The following is a 14956-nucleotide window of genomic DNA, read 5'->3' on the forward strand; positions in this document are numbered from 1 at the left end:
GGTGCAGCCCGGTCAGCGCACGTTGCGATACAGCATCAGCCGCGCACTCTCGTGCAGACCCCGCGTCAGCTCCACCAGGCGCTGGAATTCCTCGGGGTTCTGCCCGGCGACGTTATCCAGCGGCCTATTCGACGCCAGGTCATGCAGGGTCGGCGAGCTGCCGTCATGCTGCATCTGCAGGAGGAAATCCTTGGTTACCCCGCCAATCACCGGGAACGTGCCCTCGCGCAGCACCAGCGGCACCACGCGCTCACCTTCCGGAGCCGGTTGCTGGACATCGCGGCCCATCGCACCATTGCTGAACGGCACGCCAGCCATCCCCGCCACCGTCGGCAGCAGATCCGTCAGCCCCACGGCTTGCTCGATGATCTTTGGCGCCAGCAGCCCCGGCGCATGAATCAGCATCGGCACATGATTGCTTTCCAGGCCCAGTTGCTCAAACGCCGGCGGCATGTGCGGGATCTGGCTGATGCGCGTGTTGTGGTCGCCGAAGAACACAAAAATCGTGTTGTCGTAATAGCCGCCAGCCTTGGCCAATTCCATTAGTTTGCCGATATTGAAATCCAGCAGGCGCACCGCGTTGTACTGCTCGACGCTGCGCGAACCGGCGGTCTGCACCTGCTCCAGCGACAGGTTGCTGACTTCGAAGCCGTCGTTGTCCTTGGGGATGGTGAACGGCCGATGGTTGCCCGAGGTTTGCACGTAGACGAAGAACGGTCGGTCCTTCGGCAAGTCGCGCAGGATGCGGTCGCTCTCCTTGAACAGATCCAGATCGGAGATGCCCCACACGTCCACCAGCGGCGAACGCCAGTCACTTTCCTGATACAGGCGCACGCCGTCGATGCTCTGCTGGATCAGCGCATTGATATTGGCCCAGCCGGCGTTGCCGCCGATCATGTAGAGCTTCTGGTAATCGGTGAACGCATTGATCAGCGTGTGCTGGCGGGTGATCAGCGGATGGCGCGTTGCGGTCTCGCGGCGGGTAACGTCGGGAACGCCGGTGATGCTCGCCCACACGGTTTTTGCGGTACCGGTGACCGGCACATAGAAGTGCTTGAAGAACCAGCTTTGGCTCGCCAGTTGATCGAGGTTCGGCGTCGGGTTCAACGGATTACCGTAGGCGCCGACGGCGCTGGTGCCCAGTGATTCGAGCATGACGAACATCACGTTTGGCGTGCCCTGAAGCCGATACGGCTGCACGCCTTGCGGACGTTCGAAGTTGAGCGATTGCGGGTCCGGTCGATCCACGCCCAGATAGCGGGCAATCAACGGATAGTGCTCGCGCACCTGCGCCTCATCGAATTGCGCCTGCCCGGTTTTCAGCGTGTCGTACAGGAACAGCACCGGGTTCAGACCGACCGCGGCGATCTGCGCGTTACCGGAGAAGAACGCATCGCTCCAGCGCAGCGGCACCGGGTTTTCCAGGTTGAGATTATCGACCCGACCGAGCAGCGCCAGCAGCACCACGACCACGCTTAGCCCGGTGCCGAATGCCAGCGACGGACGCCGGATAACCTTGGGTTCACGGGCCAGCGTCAGCCGTTCCAGCTGCAAAAGTCCGTAGAAGCAGACGCCCAGCACCGCCAGCCAGCCGAGTGCAATCCACAGCACCGGGTAGGTTTCCCAGACCATCTGTTGTGAGATTTGCGCATCTTCCAGATAACGCAGCACCGTGGCGTTGATCCGCACGCCAAGATAGGCGTAATGACCGAAATCGATGATGTACAACAGGCCGATCACGCCGAGCGCCAGCAGCCAGTAAACCCGTGCGACCCCGCGTAACCACGGCAACCGCGTGAGGTTCCAGCGCGGCACCCAGGCCAGCAACGCCAGTGGCAGGATCAGCAACACGGCCAGGCGCAGGTCGAAGCGCAAACCGATCCCGAGGGTTTCGCGCAGTGCCGGGTTGTCGACGAACTCGCTGGGCGCGATCCCGGAGAAACCCAGCACGAACACCAACCGGAGCACGGTAAACAACAAGAACGCCAAACCTGCCGCACCCACGCCATAGCGCAGGCGTCGCGATTGCAACCAGCCCATCATTGACCTCAGTGTCGTTGGTTCAAATAGAAGATGTCGTGCTTGCCGGTGCGGCTCGCAGCAGACGCCAGACCTCGCGGATGCACAGCGCCGCAGCGGTGACCAGGCAGTAACCCAGCAGCAGCGGATCGATCAGGTAGTCCCAATAGTTTTCCGAAGCCTTGAGACGCAAGGCGAACGCCAGCGTGCCCAGCGCGAGCATCGACACGGCCAGCGTGTTGCGCAGCCACAACAGCGCCAGTGCCAGCACACCGATACAGACGATCATCGGCCGTGGATTGAAGCCCCAGCGATACGGATCGAAATAGGTCATGCCCATCGTCGCCGGGTACAACAGCGCGGCCAGCACGGTGAACAGCACCAGCATCTGCACCCGTGCCGACAATGTCTGCCGCTCGACCACGCCCAGCCGGACCAGACTGGCCCAGCCGAGCAACACCAGCGTGGTGATCGCCAGATCATCGGTGAAGCTGCGCACGTACGCCGCCAAAGGCAGTTCGTTGATCGGCACGAAGCTGACCAGCGCCAGCAGCGGCAACAGCCACGGGCGCCAGCGTTGCGTGAAGTGCAGCGAGCCGAGCAAGACAAAAGCGAGCAGGACGAACGTCAAATGGGCTTGCCAGAGCAACAGCATCACAGGCGCTCCTCGAGCCACGCGTCATTGAAGCTGACGTGTTTGATGAAGGTGTTATTCCACGAATACACCAGGTGATAGAGGCCATCGCTGCCGCGACTGAAGTACGGATACTCGTACTCGAAATCACAGCCCTGCGGCTTGCACACCCGGTAGTCCAGATTGCTCAGAAAGCGCGCTTCCAGCGGCAGACGACGCGCCCCGCTGGAAGCACGAAAGCCTTCGCCGATGATTGCCTTGTAAGCGTCGGGCGCGAACGGCTGGCCAAGCGGATCGGGCGACTGATCGAGTTCGATCACATTGCGCCAGTTGCTCAGGTTGGCATCAGTGCCGTAGAGGCTGAGCTTGAAGCGCCCGTCCTGCAGATCATTGAGCGCCACCAGCAGACCGTTGTCGCCGGTGCCGACTGCCGCGAGCGATGAATTGGGGTTGGCCGGCTCCAGCGGATACGGCTCGCTCCAGGTCTGCCCGGCGTCCTCGGTGCGGCTGGCCAGCACCCGATGATGGGTGTCGCCGGCATAACGCAGCATGGCCACGGCACGTTTTCCGTCCAGCGGCACAATGGTTGGCTGCAACGAATGCTTGCCACGGCTGATACGGAATTTGTCGATCACCGCGCCGTCGGCGCTCAGGTACAGGTACTCGGCGAATTTACCCATGAACTCGTGATATACCGGCAGGCCGATCGAACCGTCGGCATGGAATACCGGCGCAGCGCGCACCAGCGTACTGATGTTGAAGAACGGTGAAGTGATCAGCTGTCGCGGCGCCGACCAGTTGCGCCCGAAATCATCCGAGACCATCACGTTGATCGCACTGGTGGCCCAGCCGCCCACGGATACCGAGACATAAAACATCCACAACCGTTGATCCGGCGCGAGGGCGATCACCGGATTGCCCAGTTTGCGGATGTAGCGGCGGGTGCCGTCGCGGGTCGATTCGCGGGTGGCCAACACCTGCTCGGCGCCCCACTCCGCGCTGTCGGCGTCATAGCGGGCGGTACGGATCTGCACGTCGGCGGCGCCTTCGCGGGAACCGGCGAACCACACCGCCATCAGGTCGCCGCCCGGCAGCGCGGTCACCGACGACGAGTGCACGAAATCATTCAATTGCGAGGAGACGAAGCGACTGCTGTACAGCGGCTCCGGTGCCTGCAGCGAAGCATCCACCGGCGGCGTGGCCACGGCAAATGGCGCCAGCACATGAGCCGGATGACTGCGCCAGGCGCCCCAGAAAATCAGGCTCACGGCCAGTCCGCCGAGGACAAATTTCAAGCGATCGGGAAGCGCACGCATAGTGGACTCACGGCAAAAACAGGATGGAGGGCAATCGGCAAAACATCCTTGTCAGCGCGGCGGATCGTCCGGCAAGCGCCGTCGGCGTCCGGTGAGCATCGACAACGGCAAGTTGTCGCGAACCAGAAAACTCTCGAATAACGCGGCGACGATGTGCAGACACACCAGTACCAGCAAGGTGTCGGTAGCGAATTCGTGTACCTGCAACGGCCAGTCGGCACCCCACAGGGCGTCGATCTCTTCCATGGCCCAGCCGCTCAAACCGGCGCTAAACATCGCCAGCAACATCAACAGCATCACCAGCGCACCCATCGGCGAATGCCCGAGGCGATGCTCGGGCCGTCCGGCAATCAGCGAGCGCGCATGAGCGATCAACCGCGTCGGTGTCGGCCAGAAATCCGCCCAACGCGCACTGCGCGACCCGACGAATCCCCAGACCAGCCGCACCAGCAGCCAGCCCATGGCGTAATAGCCGAGCCAGATGTGCCAGGCGTCACCGGCTTCATTGAAGAAGTAATTGGCAACGAAGACGCCCGCGATGGACAGATGAAACAGCCGCACCACGGGGTCCCACAGGCGCACGGAGGCGTTCGGCATCAGCCCTTGATCTCGGTTTTCACCGCTTTGCCGCTGACCGGGTCGTGGTAGATCTCGACTTTGCGCTTGTCCTTGTCGAAGCCGTAGATCTCGTAGCAGTTGCCGTCGGTGACCTTGAATTTGCTGATCTCGTAGCCCTGGGCCTTGAGCTGCTCCTGAAAGGCTTTCTGGTCTTGCCACTGCGAGCGTTCGGCGGTGGTGCATTGCGGGCCGGCGACCGCCAATGGGCTGGCAACGATGAGGGACAACAGCAGAAGTTTGCGCATGGAAACACTCTCGCTCGATGAGGAAGGCCTCACTGTGCAAAAGCAACCTTAGTCGAAGCTTAGTTGGCAATGAGTCGTTACATCTTTCCCGTCGGGTCAGCTGCCACAGCCGCCTGCACAGCGGCATGATGCCGCCGGTCAACCGCCGTGTTTGCTCAAGAGAATCCGTTATGCGCCTATTGCTGGTCGAAGATGATCGCGCCCTCGGTCAAGGCATTCGCGTTGCCCTCGGCAGCGAAGGCTACACCCTCGACTGGTTGCAGGACGGGGCCAGCGCCCTGCACGCCCTGCGCAGTGAAAGCTTCGACTTGCTGCTGCTCGACCTCGGCCTGCCACGGCTCGACGGCCTCGCGCTGCTGCAACGCTTGCGTGGCGATCAACAGGACTTGCCGGTACTGATCCTCACCGCCCGCGACGGCACCGCCGAACGCATTGCCGGGCTGGATGCCGGCGCCGACGACTACCTGATCAAACCGTTCGATGTCGATGAACTGAAAGCGCGCATCCGCGCTTTGCTGCGCCGCAGTCAGCGCCGTGCGCAGCCGGTGCTTGAACATGCCGGCGTGTGTCTCGATCCGGTCACACAGCAGGTCACCTGGCGCGGCACCGACGTGGTGGTGACGCCGATGGAATATCAACTGCTGCACCAACTGCTGGCCCGCCCGGGTAAGGTGGTCACCCGCGAGCGCCTGTCGCGAGCGCTGTATGGCTGGCAGGATCGGGTCGAGAGCAACACCCTCGAAGTGCTGATCCATAACCTGCGCAAAAAACTCTCGAGCGAATTGATCCGCACCGTGCGCGGTGTAGGCTATGTGGTGGAGCTCAAACCATGATTTCCATACGCGCGCGGATACTGGTGCCGGTGCTGATTCTGGTATTGATCGGCGACCTGCTGATCAGTTGGCTGGTGCTGCGCGACAGTCACCATGAAATCGAAGAAGTCTACGATGCCCAACTGGCGCAAAGCGCGCGCCTGCTGCAAGGCGTGCTGGCCCAGCGCGCACCCGGCGACAACGACTGGAGCCGGCTCTATCAGGCCTTCGATGACGCCATGAGCCGGGTCGGCGACGGCGAGGCCGCGCACCCTTACGAAACCCGTCTGACCTTTCAGGTCTGGCGCAGCGACGGGCAATTGCTGGTGCGCTCGGCCGAAGCGCCGGAGCTTGCCGCACCACCCACCACCCTCGGCTCGCATGACCTGATGGAGAATGGCCGCGACTGGTGCGCGTTTCTGCTCAAGGATTCGCAGCAAGGATTGCTGATCTGGGTCGGCGAGCGCGACGACATCCGTCAGGACCTGATCGAGCGCATCGTCGGCCACACGTTATGGCCGAGCCTGATCGGCGTACCGCTGCTGGCCGCGTTGATCTGGCTGACCATCGGCTGGGGCCTGCAACCGCTGCGCGCCATGGCGCAAAGCATTCGCGGACGTGACACCGAAACCCTGAAACCGCTGCACCTCAGCCCCCTGCCCCACGATCTGGAGCCGATGCAGACCGCGCTCAATCGCCTGTTGCAGCAGATCGACAATCTGCTGGCCCGAGAGCGGCGCTTCATTGCCGACGCCGCCCATGAGCTGCGCACACCGCTGGCGATCCTGCGGATCCACGCGCAAAACGCGCAACTGGCGGCGACCCCGCAACAACGCGAAGAGGCGCTGGAATATCTGGTCAGTGCGGTGGATCGGGCGACGCGCATCGCCAGTCAATTACTGACCATGGCGCGCATCGAACCGCACCTGGCCAATCCCGACACCCGCACTGTGGATCTGACCGAACTGGTGCGCGAAGAGCTCGCCGAACTGGCACCGCTGGCCATGGAAAAGGACGTCGAACTGATCCTCGACAGCGACCACCACTGCCCGGTCGACACCGACCCGGTAGCCCTCGCCATCGCCTTGCAGAACCTGGTGACCAACGCCCTGAATTTCGCCCCGCCGGGCAGCGAGGTGCGAGTCCAGGTGCAACCGCAGGCGGGCGGCGCGGTGTACATCAGCGTCGAAGACGCCGGGCCCGGTATCAACGAGCAGGAATACGCACGACTGTTCGAGCGTTTCTACAGCCATGGCCACGACAATGGCGCCGGGCTGGGGCTGGCGATCGTGCAGATGATCGTCAGCAAGATCGGCAGTTCGTTGCAGTTGTATAACCGTGCGCAGGGCGGGTTGTGTGCGCAGTTGCGGATAAATGAGGCACCGTGACCCGGATAGCCTTTGAGTGAGAAGACATTGCAATGAGGTGATTTAGCGAAGCGTTGCGCCGCCCCCGCTGGAATGCGCGGCAGTCCAACTCGTCAAAGAGGGGCCGCTTCGCGCCCCATCGGGGATAAATCCCCTCGCCACAGTGATCTTCCAGAACCCAATGCAGATCTGGGCAGTAAGGACCCCTGAGCCAATCGATGCTTTTGACAAAATTTTCATGTTTGCCCCCATAAGATCCGCAGCCTCGTTGGGGAGTAGCCTGCTTCCGAGTCCCTCGGAAGCGTTCGTATCAACATTCTCGGCAACCTGCCGTGGTACGAACACCTTTTGGTTGGTGAGACCGACGACACATCCATGCCTGAAGTCGGGCGTGTGGTTGTGTCGTTGACTCATAGCCCGACTGGAAGTGTGCCCCCGTGAATCCTGTTTCCCTCATATTCCTCGCTTTGGCCATGTCCACGGATGCGTTCGCCGCAGCCATCGGCAAAGGCTCCAGCCTGCACAAACCACGTCTGAGCGAAGCGCTGCGCACCGGCCTGATCTTCGGCGTGATCGAAGCCATCACCCCGATCATCGGCTGGCTGATCGGCCAGGCTGCGACCCGCTGGGTCGCCGAATGGGACCACTGGATCGCCTTCACCCTGCTGCTGATCCTCGGTCTGCACATGATCTGCAACGGCCTGAAACACGAAGACGAGGAAGAGCAAAAGCCCGGTCAACATTCGTTCCTGATTCTGGCGGTCACCGCGTTTGCCACCAGCATTGACGCGCTCGCGGTCGGCGTCGGCCTGGCGTTTGTCGACGTGAATATCTGGGTGGCGGCAGCGGCCATCGGCGTGGCGACCATGACCATGGTGACTATCGGCGTGATGCTCGGCCGGGTGCTCGGTGCGGTCGTCGGCAAGCGTGCGGAAATGGTTGGTGGCGTGGTGCTGATGATCGTCGGCGCGACCATTCTGTATGAGCACTTGTCAGCCTGATTCAAGCCCGGCTCAGCGCCGCCAGCGTCATCGCGTTGCCCAACGCGGCGCCGCTGGCGGTGTTGTCGAAGATGCACCAGACGCTGGCCCCATCAGCAGCGCAAAGCTGCATGTCCTGCGCAAGTTGCTGCAGATAAGGCAACTCATAAGCACTGTGATAAATCCGTGGCGACCCGTGCAGTCGCCAATAGCGCACCCCCGTCCAGCCCTGCGCCGAACCATCGGTACTGATCCGCGACGGATCGACCATGGCTTGGGCAATCCGATACGCCTGCAGCATCGGCGCCGCCGCCACCCATGACTCATGCCGTGGTTCAAGCACCACGGCACCGGCGAAGCGTTGACGCAATGCCACGAAAAACGCCTCTGCGCTTGTCGGTTCAAAGGCCAGCGATGGTGGCAGTTGCACCAGCAAGCATCCCAGCCGATCGGCCAGACCCTCGCACTGCCCAAGAAACTCGTCCAGCGCTTGATCACAGCCCCGCAGACGCCATTCATGAGTGATCTGCTTTGGCACCTTCACTGAAAAGCGAAAGCCCGGCGGCACCGAATCCGCCCAGCGTTCATAAGTCTGACGCCGATGCGGACGATAAAACGAGCTGTTGATTTCCACGCAGTCGAACCGCGCCGCGTAACGCTGCAGATGCGTGCCCTCAACCGGAAACTCCGGCCAATACTCACGCCCCAGACTCCAGCCCGCGCAACCGATGAACATCAAAAAAGCCCCTTCGCCGCTTCACGCATGAAAATCTCCATGGTCTTCGTTAACAGATTTAGGACACGGCGAAATACCTGTGGGAGCTGGCTTGCCAGCGAAGGCGTCGACACCTCCACAATCGCTGTGCCTGACACAACGCTTTCGCGGGCAAGCTCGCTCCCACAGGTTTCGGCGGTGCTCACAGCCTTGGTGCACGACGAAGTGCCTTCACGATTATTTTTTGCCGGGCAGGACGCTGGCCAGCACCTGCTTGGCGGCTTGCACGATCACGCCCGCCTCGTCCGGGTCGCCCTTGAGCAGGGTCGTGGCAAATTTCTTCGCCTGTTCGAGTTTGATGTGCGGCGGCAATGGCGGCACGTTGGGGTCGGTCTTGAACTCGATCAGCACCGGCACGTCCGAGGCCAGTGCCTGCTCCCAGGCAGCGGCGACGTCTTCTTCGCGGTCGACGAAAATCCCTTTCAGACCAATGGAAATGGCGAACAGGTGATACGGCACATCGGGAATGCTTTGCGAGGCTTCGAACTTAGGATCGCCCTCCATCACCCGCTGCTCCCAGGTGACCTGATTCAGATCCTCGTTGTTGAACACCGCGCAGATCCATTTCGGGCTGCTCCATTGGCGCCAGTATTTGGCAACGGTGATCAGTTCGGCCATGTTGTTCATCTGCATCGCGCCGTCACCCACCAGCGCAATCACCGCACGCTCGGGGTGCGCAAACTTGGCGGCGATCGCATACGGCACGGCAGCGCCCATCGAGGCCAGGCCACCGGACAGCGAACATTGCATGCCGCGGCGAATCTTCAGATCACGCGCGTACCAGTTGGCGCAGGAACCCGAGTCGCTGGTGATGATCGCCTGCTCCGGCAGGCGCGGTGACAGCTCATACACCACCCGCTGCGGATTGATCGGATCGGCTTTGGCCATCGCACGCCTTTCCAGAATTTTCTCCCAGCTGGCGCGCCAGCCCTCGATCTTTTTGCGCCACTTGTGCGAGGTCTTCTGTTCGAGCAACGGCAGCAGCGCGGCAAGGGTTTCGGCGGAGTCACCGACCAGATTGACCTCCATCGGATAACGCAGGCTGAGCATGTCTGGCTGCAGGTCGATCTGCACGCCGCGCGCCTGACCTTCCTTGGGTAGGAACTCGGCATAGGGGAAACCCGAGCCGATCATCAGCAAGGTGTCGCACTCGTGCATCATCTTGTAGCTCGGTTCGGTGCCCAGCAGGCCGATACTGCCGGTGACCCACGGCAAATCGTCCGGCAGCGCGGCCTTGCCGAGTAACGCCTTGGCGACGCCAGCACCGAGTTTTTCCGCGATGGCGATCACTTCATCCGTCGCTTGCAACGCGCCAGCGCCGACCAGAATCGCGACTTTTTCACCGCTGTTCAAAACGTCGGCGGCGCGCTGCAGATCGGCCTCGAAGGGCAGCACTTTCGGCTTGGTATAACCGACGCCAGAGTGCGCGGTGCCGTGCGCCCGCGCTGGTGGCTCGTACGCAAGATCCTGCAAATCATTGGGCAGGATGATCGCCGTCACCCGCCGCTCGCCAACTGCCGTACGCACGGCGCGATCAAGCAAATGCCGCACTTGCGACGGCGCCGACGCCTGCTGCACAAACGCCCCGGCCACATCCTTGAACATCGACACCAGGTCCAGCTCCTGCTGGTAATGACTGCCGAGCGCCGTCCGCGCCTGTTGGCCGACAATCGCCAGCACCGGTTGGTGATCCATCCGAGCGTCGTATAACCCGGTGATCAGGTGCGAAGCACCCGGCCCCGACGTGGCGATGCACACGCCCAGTTCGCCAGTGAATTTGGCGTGGGCCGACGCCATGAACGCGGCCATTTCTTCGTGTCGGGCCTGAACGAATTCGATCTTGCCATTGGCTCGGGCGAGCGCGCCGAATACGCCATTGATGCCGTCTCCCGGATAACCAAAAATCCGCGTGACGCCCCATTGGCTGAGCCGCTCAACCAGAAAATCGCCCACTGTCGTCGTCATTTCGTTCCTCGCCTGTCACCGATACATGAAGCCTGCCCGGCGAGACATCCGCCGGGCGGTACAAGGGTCTGGACAGTTTCGGAGCGCGCGAAGTTTCGATTGTTTTTTCCCGACAGCATTGCCGAACCGCTCCCTGTAGGAGCTGCCGAAGGCTGCGATCTTTTGATATGCAAAAACAACATCAAAAGATCGCAGCCTTCGGCAGCTCCTGCACGGGGATCATCAACGATGCGGATGCACCGTCATCGCCACCAGTTTGATCACGATCGGCCGCACCACGAGGATGCACAAAAACGCCACCGGCATCGCCAGCTTGTAGGCGTGCAGCGCATTACTCAGGTAGTCGTTATCAATCCCGGAGTTGGCGGCGGTGATCACCAGCGACATCAGGAATGCCATGATCGTCGCCATGTACAACGCAAACACGTAGGGCGTCGCTCGTGACGACAACTTGCGACGCAGCGAATGCAAGGCATCGGTAGTGGTTCTTTGATTCATATGGCTTTTCCATCCATTGACAGGGAGCCGGCACCTTAGCAAAGCCCCCAGCCCTCAACTAGACGGCCTGCCATAGGTACTTTATAAAGCACAACTTACGAATCAAACCCACACGGCGGGACACGGATGAATCTGTTGGCGGCGATTGCCAGTTTTATCAAAGTGGTTGAAGCCGGCTCGATCGTCGGCGCCGCCAAGGCCTTGGGCGTCAGTGCGGCAGCGGTCAGCCAGACCCTCAATCGCCTGGAAACGCACCTCGGCGTGCGCCTGCTGCAGCGCACCACCCGCCGCATGGCCCTCACTGAAAATGGCGCTCTGTATTACGAGAAAGTCAAACGCATCGCGGCGGACCTGGAGTCGGCGCAAAGCGCGATCATCGGCGACGAAGGCGAACTGCAAGGCCGCTTGAGCATTGCCTCCACCAGCGCATTCGGTCGCCACGTATTGGCGCCGTTACTCGCCAGTTTCTCCGCACTGCATCCGCGCCTGCTGGTCGAGCTGTCGACCACCAATGGCAAGATCAATCACATCCAGAACGGCATTGATCTGAGCCTGCGGATCAAACCACAACTGGAAGACGGCATCGTCGCACGCCGAATCGTTTCCCTGCCTTTCATCTTCTGCGCCGCACCCGCCTACCTTGCACGCGCCGGCGTGCCGCAATCACCGCAAGACCTGCAACACCACGCCTGCCTGGCGTTCCGGTACCCATTGGATGGGCGCTTTCTGCGCTGGGGTTTCATCCGAGACGGCCAACACTACGACGCTCCGATCAACGCCACCGCCATCAGCGACGACATCGACGCCCTGGCGCAAATGGCAGTCAACGGCGCAGGTGTCACGCGTCTGGCCGAATTCGTCGCCGCGCCCTACCTTGAAAGCGGTCAACTGGTGCAACTGTTCGAAGATCTTCCGGGTGAAACCCACGGGCATGTCGAACCGATGGACATCTATGCATGCGTGCAGGAACGTGCGGCGATGACGCCGAAGGTCAGAGCCTTCATGGATTATTTGACGGAGCACCTGAACAGGCGCTGGCCAATGCAAGCCCGTTGATCATGCCTGGCTGATGAATGCAGCGCTCTGTCTTCAAGGCTGCAGATCACCCCCGAGCCATTGGCTGCACGCGCTCATCTGCTGGCTAATCCACTCGCGAAAAAGCATGGCATTGGCACTCTGTTCGAAGGGTCGCGGTGACAGCAGGCAATAACTCGAACCGTCGCGAACGAAGCCGAACGGCGCGATCAACTGGCCGGACTTGAGTTCGTCCTGCACCATCAGAAACGACGCCATACCGACGCCCAGCCCGGCCAGCGCGGCCTGAATGCACAGGTAGAAATGCTCGTAATCGACCCGACTGACATCCGATGCGTTCATGCCAGTCAGTCGTATCCAGTTGTCCCACGCCTGCGGGCGCGTCTTGCTGTGCAGCAGGCAGGCGCCACGCAAATGATCGCCGTCAGGTCGACTGGACGGCACGCAGATCGGGCCGATCCACTCTTCACAAAGGGTCACGCCGTGCACGGTTTCGTCCCAATGGAAATCGTCGCGGCGGATCGCCAGATCCACGCCTGAACGAGCGAAGTCGATCGGCCCGCCGGCCGTCAGCAATTGCACTTGCAACTGTGGATGCGCGCTGTGGAAGTCGGGCAGACGCGGGATCAGCCATTTCATGGCGATGGTCGGCTCGCAGGACACCGCCAGCACGTCATCGTGGACTTCGCGTTGCAGGCGATAAACCGTGCTCTGCAACTGCTCGAACATCGGCGCGGTGACATTGAACAGCAAACGTCCCGCGTGATTGAGAAAGATCGCGCGGTTACGCCGTTCGAACAACTCGACCCCGATCGCCTCCTCCAGCAAACGCACCTGGCGGCTGACTGCGCCGTGGGTGACGTGCAGCAGCTCGGCAGCCTTGACGAAACTCTGGGTCTGGGCGGCGGTGTTGAAGAAGCGAAAGGCAGCCAGCGGAGGCAGGTTCATATAGACGATGATTTCTCACAGATTTTCGCGACTATAAATCGTTTTTTTTGCCAGTGACAATTCCCCATCATGGCGCCAATCGGAGCCTGCCGCATCCTTCCAAACTTTTGCAAGAATGACTTCGGACAGTGCATCTGTGAAATCAAGTAGCGCAAATCACGCGATGGAGCGTAGGGATGAATGAATTGTTTCTGGTAATCGCCATCACCCTTCTGGCGGTGATCAGCCCCGGCCCGGACTTTGCCATGGTCACTCGCAACAGTTATGCCTACGGGCGGCGCAGTGGTTTGCTGGCTGCGCTGGGCATCGCCTGTGGCGTGCAGGTTCATGTGTTCTACACGGTGTTCGGGGTGGCGCTGATCATCACTCAGTCACCGATGCTGTTCTGGATGATGAAGCTGCTGGGCGCCGGCTACCTGGTCTATCTGGGCATCAAATCCTTTACCAATCAATCGGTGCTGACATTTACCGATGCGAGCGCTTCGGCACCCCGTGCCTGGAAGGTGTTCTGCTCAGGTTTTCTGACCAATGCACTGAATCCGAAAACCATGTTGTTTGTGGTGGCGGCCTACAGCCAGGTGGTGGAGCCTGGCAGTTCGCTGACGGTGAACTTCGCCTATGGCCTGTTCATGTCGGTCATTCATTGGCTGTGGTTCAGCCTGGTCGCGCTGTTTTTCTCCACTGAACGGTTACGCCGTCGCCTGCTGGAAAAACAGCGGCTCCTCGACAAGGTCATCGGGATCGCGTTGATGGGTCTGGCGGCGTGTTTGATCATTCCGGGGGTTGCGCAGTCTTGAGCTAGAGCGTTTATGCTGTCTGGTCTGATACCCGTCAGGTCATTCTCGGCAAGTTCACCATGAGGCCCATTTCATGAGTAAAGCGCCCTACGTACCGCCCAAAGTCTGGAAACACGAAGCCCCGTCCGGCGGCCATTTCGCTAGCATCAACCGCCCGATTGCCGGGCCGACGCATGAAAAGACCCTGCCAGTGGGCAAACACCCGCTGCAGTTGTATTCACTGGCGACGCCCAATGGCGTCAAGGTGACCATCCTGCTGGAAGAATTGCTCGCACTGGGGCACACCGAGGCCGAGTACGACGCGTGGCTGATCCGCATCAACGAGGGCGATCAGTTCTCCAGCGGTTTTGTCGAGATCAATCCGAACTCGAAGATTCCGGCGCTGCTCGACCACAGCGTACAGCCGCCGATTCGGGTATTCGAATCCGGTTCGATCCTGCTGTATCTGGCAGAGAAATTCGGCGCCTTCCTGCCGAAAGATCCGGCTGGCCGCACGGAAACCCTGAACTGGTTGTTCTGGCAGATGGGCGCCGCACCTTATCTGGGCGGTGGCTTCGGGCACTTCTACGCGTATGCGCCGGAGAAGCTCGAATACCCGATCAACCGCTTCACCATGGAAGCCAAGCGTCAGCTCGATGTACTCGACCGACGCCTCAAGGAAAGCCGCTACCTGGCCGGCGACAGCTACACCATCGCCGACATCGCGGTCTGGCCGTGGTACGGCCAACTGGTGCGCAACAACGTGTATTCAGCCGCCGAATTTCTAGCGGCCCACGAATACACCCACGTGCAGCGCTGGGCCGAAGACATCGCCCAACGCCCTGCGGTGAAGCGTGGCCAGCGCGTCAATCGCACCTGGGGTGACGAGGCGAGCCAGGTTGCCGAGCGGCATCAGGCCAGCGATCTGGACTGACGCCACATTCCCACAAGGATTTGTACTGGACAGG

At 61.2% G+C, this 14956-nt stretch carries 15 protein-coding genes and 1 riboswitch; of the genes, 6 read left to right on the forward strand and 9 right to left on the reverse strand.

Going from position 1 to position 14956, the window contains the following annotated elements; translation table 11 throughout:
* Positions 1–12 precede the first annotated feature (12 nt).
* From KVQ82_RS17960 to KVQ82_RS17980, 5 genes are read right to left on the reverse strand one after another with little or no spacing between them, the layout of a single operon-like run.
* Positions 13–2040 (reverse strand): LTA synthase family protein, encoded by a 2028-nt coding sequence (locus KVQ82_RS17960; RefSeq protein ID WP_222014965.1) that lies wholly within the window; start codon positions 2038–2040, stop codon positions 13–15.
* Positions 2041–2062: 22 nt separating this feature from the next.
* Positions 2063–2674, reverse strand: coding sequence for a hypothetical protein (locus tag KVQ82_RS17965; RefSeq protein WP_222014966.1), 612 nt, complete (start codon positions 2672–2674; stop codon positions 2063–2065).
* A complete protein-coding gene (locus KVQ82_RS17970; RefSeq protein ID WP_222014968.1) occupies positions 2674–3969 on the reverse strand; it encodes an exo-alpha-sialidase in 1296 nt (431 codons plus the stop codon). Before KVQ82_RS17970 ends, KVQ82_RS17965 begins: the two co-directional genes overlap by 1 nt.
* Before the next feature lie 51 nt (positions 3970–4020).
* Positions 4021–4566: a cytochrome b/b6 domain-containing protein gene (locus tag KVQ82_RS17975; protein ID WP_222014969.1), complete on the reverse strand. Its 546-nt coding sequence runs from the start codon at positions 4564–4566 to the stop codon at positions 4021–4023.
* Positions 4566–4832 (reverse strand): PepSY domain-containing protein, encoded by a 267-nt coding sequence (locus KVQ82_RS17980; RefSeq protein WP_007960465.1) that lies wholly within the window; start codon positions 4830–4832, stop codon positions 4566–4568. The genes KVQ82_RS17975 and KVQ82_RS17980 overlap by 1 nt, the downstream gene beginning before the upstream one ends.
* A 170-nt stretch (positions 4833–5002) precedes the next feature.
* Between KVQ82_RS17980 and KVQ82_RS17985 the strand changes: the two genes are divergently transcribed.
* From KVQ82_RS17985 to mntP, 3 genes are all read left to right on the forward strand, one after another.
* Entirely contained in the window at positions 5003–5665 is a 663-nt protein-coding gene (locus KVQ82_RS17985; protein WP_222014970.1) for a response regulator, read from the forward strand.
* Complete coding sequence (locus KVQ82_RS17990) at positions 5662–7032, forward strand: ATP-binding protein (RefSeq protein ID WP_222014971.1); 1371 nt, start codon at positions 5662–5664, stop codon at positions 7030–7032. Before KVQ82_RS17985 ends, KVQ82_RS17990 begins: the two co-directional genes overlap by 4 nt.
* Before the next feature lie 237 nt (positions 7033–7269).
* Positions 7270–7442: riboswitch (yybP-ykoY riboswitch) on the forward strand.
* A 6-nt stretch (positions 7443–7448) separates the two neighbouring features.
* Positions 7449–8012, forward strand: coding sequence for a manganese efflux pump MntP (gene mntP, locus KVQ82_RS17995; RefSeq protein ID WP_222014983.1), 564 nt, complete (start codon positions 7449–7451; stop codon positions 8010–8012).
* Position 8013: 1 nt separating this feature from the next.
* Here mntP and KVQ82_RS18000 read toward each other — a convergent pair whose 3' ends face one another.
* The 3 genes from KVQ82_RS18000 to KVQ82_RS18010 form a co-directional block, all read right to left on the reverse strand.
* A complete protein-coding gene (locus tag KVQ82_RS18000; RefSeq protein WP_222014985.1) occupies positions 8014–8727 on the reverse strand; it encodes a DUF72 domain-containing protein in 714 nt (237 codons plus the stop codon).
* A gap of 216 nt (positions 8728–8943) precedes the next feature.
* Positions 8944–10731, reverse strand: a complete 1788-nt coding sequence (locus KVQ82_RS18005) for a thiamine pyrophosphate-requiring protein (RefSeq protein WP_222014987.1) — start codon at positions 10729–10731, stop codon at positions 8944–8946.
* Positions 10732–10953: 222 nt separating this feature from the next.
* Positions 10954–11229 carry a DUF2798 domain-containing protein gene (locus tag KVQ82_RS18010; RefSeq protein WP_222014989.1) on the reverse strand — a complete coding sequence of 92 codons (276 nt, stop codon included), beginning with the start codon at positions 11227–11229 and terminating at the stop codon, positions 10954–10956.
* 126 nt (positions 11230–11355) lie between these two features.
* Here KVQ82_RS18010 and KVQ82_RS18015 point away from each other — a divergent pair, with 126 nt between their 5' ends.
* Positions 11356–12285 (forward strand): LysR family transcriptional regulator, encoded by a 930-nt coding sequence (locus KVQ82_RS18015; RefSeq protein WP_222014991.1) that lies wholly within the window; start codon positions 11356–11358, stop codon positions 12283–12285.
* A gap of 33 nt (positions 12286–12318) precedes the next feature.
* Here the strand turns inward: KVQ82_RS18015 and KVQ82_RS18020 are convergent, their stop codons facing one another.
* Positions 12319–13212, reverse strand: coding sequence for a LysR substrate-binding domain-containing protein (locus KVQ82_RS18020; RefSeq protein WP_222014993.1), 894 nt, complete (start codon positions 13210–13212; stop codon positions 12319–12321).
* Positions 13213–13388: 176 nt separating this feature from the next.
* On the opposite strand from KVQ82_RS18020, the gene KVQ82_RS18025 reads away from it, so the two are divergent.
* Entirely contained in the window at positions 13389–14009 is a 621-nt protein-coding gene (locus KVQ82_RS18025; RefSeq protein ID WP_222014995.1) for a LysE family translocator, read from the forward strand.
* Positions 14010–14082: 73 nt separating this feature from the next.
* Entirely contained in the window at positions 14083–14922 is an 840-nt protein-coding gene (gene yghU, locus KVQ82_RS18030) for a glutathione-dependent disulfide-bond oxidoreductase (protein WP_222014997.1), read from the forward strand.
* Positions 14923–14956 lie beyond the last annotated feature (34 nt).

This window comes from Pseudomonas sp. AO-1 (assembly GCF_019775695.1).
Taxonomy (GTDB): Bacteria; Pseudomonadota; Gammaproteobacteria; order Pseudomonadales; family Pseudomonadaceae; genus Aquipseudomonas; species Aquipseudomonas parakoreensis.

Bases quoted from the DNA above. Each gene is read 5' to 3' on its own strand.
- KVQ82_RS17960 (WP_222014965.1), bottom strand. From the start codon at position 2,040: ATGGGCTGGTTGCAATCGCGACGCCTGCGCTATGGCGTGGGTGCGGCA.
- KVQ82_RS17965 (WP_222014966.1), bottom strand. From the start codon at position 2,674: ATGCTGTTGCTCTGGCAAGCCCATTTGACGTTCGTCCTGCTCGCTTTT.
- KVQ82_RS17970 (WP_222014968.1), bottom strand. From the start codon at position 3,969: ATGCGTGCGCTTCCCGATCGCTTGAAATTTGTCCTCGGCGGACTGGCC.
- KVQ82_RS17975 (WP_222014969.1), bottom strand. From the start codon at position 4,566: ATGCCGAACGCCTCCGTGCGCCTGTGGGACCCCGTGGTGCGGCTGTTT.
- KVQ82_RS17980 (WP_007960465.1), bottom strand. From the start codon at position 4,832: ATGCGCAAACTTCTGCTGTTGTCCCTCATCGTTGCCAGCCCATTGGCG.
- KVQ82_RS17985 (WP_222014970.1), top strand. From the start codon at position 5,003: ATGCGCCTATTGCTGGTCGAAGATGATCGCGCCCTCGGTCAAGGCATT.
- KVQ82_RS17990 (WP_222014971.1), top strand. From the start codon at position 5,662: ATGATTTCCATACGCGCGCGGATACTGGTGCCGGTGCTGATTCTGGTA.
- KVQ82_RS18000 (WP_222014985.1), bottom strand. From the start codon at position 8,727: ATGTTCATCGGTTGCGCGGGCTGGAGTCTGGGGCGTGAGTATTGGCCG.
- KVQ82_RS18005 (WP_222014987.1), bottom strand. From the start codon at position 10,731: ATGACGACGACAGTGGGCGATTTTCTGGTTGAGCGGCTCAGCCAATGG.
- KVQ82_RS18010 (WP_222014989.1), bottom strand. From the start codon at position 11,229: ATGAATCAAAGAACCACTACCGATGCCTTGCATTCGCTGCGTCGCAAG.
- KVQ82_RS18015 (WP_222014991.1), top strand. From the start codon at position 11,356: ATGAATCTGTTGGCGGCGATTGCCAGTTTTATCAAAGTGGTTGAAGCC.
- KVQ82_RS18020 (WP_222014993.1), bottom strand. From the start codon at position 13,212: ATGAACCTGCCTCCGCTGGCTGCCTTTCGCTTCTTCAACACCGCCGCC.
- KVQ82_RS18025 (WP_222014995.1), top strand. From the start codon at position 13,389: ATGAATGAATTGTTTCTGGTAATCGCCATCACCCTTCTGGCGGTGATC.
- yghU (WP_222014997.1), top strand. From the start codon at position 14,083: ATGAGTAAAGCGCCCTACGTACCGCCCAAAGTCTGGAAACACGAAGCC.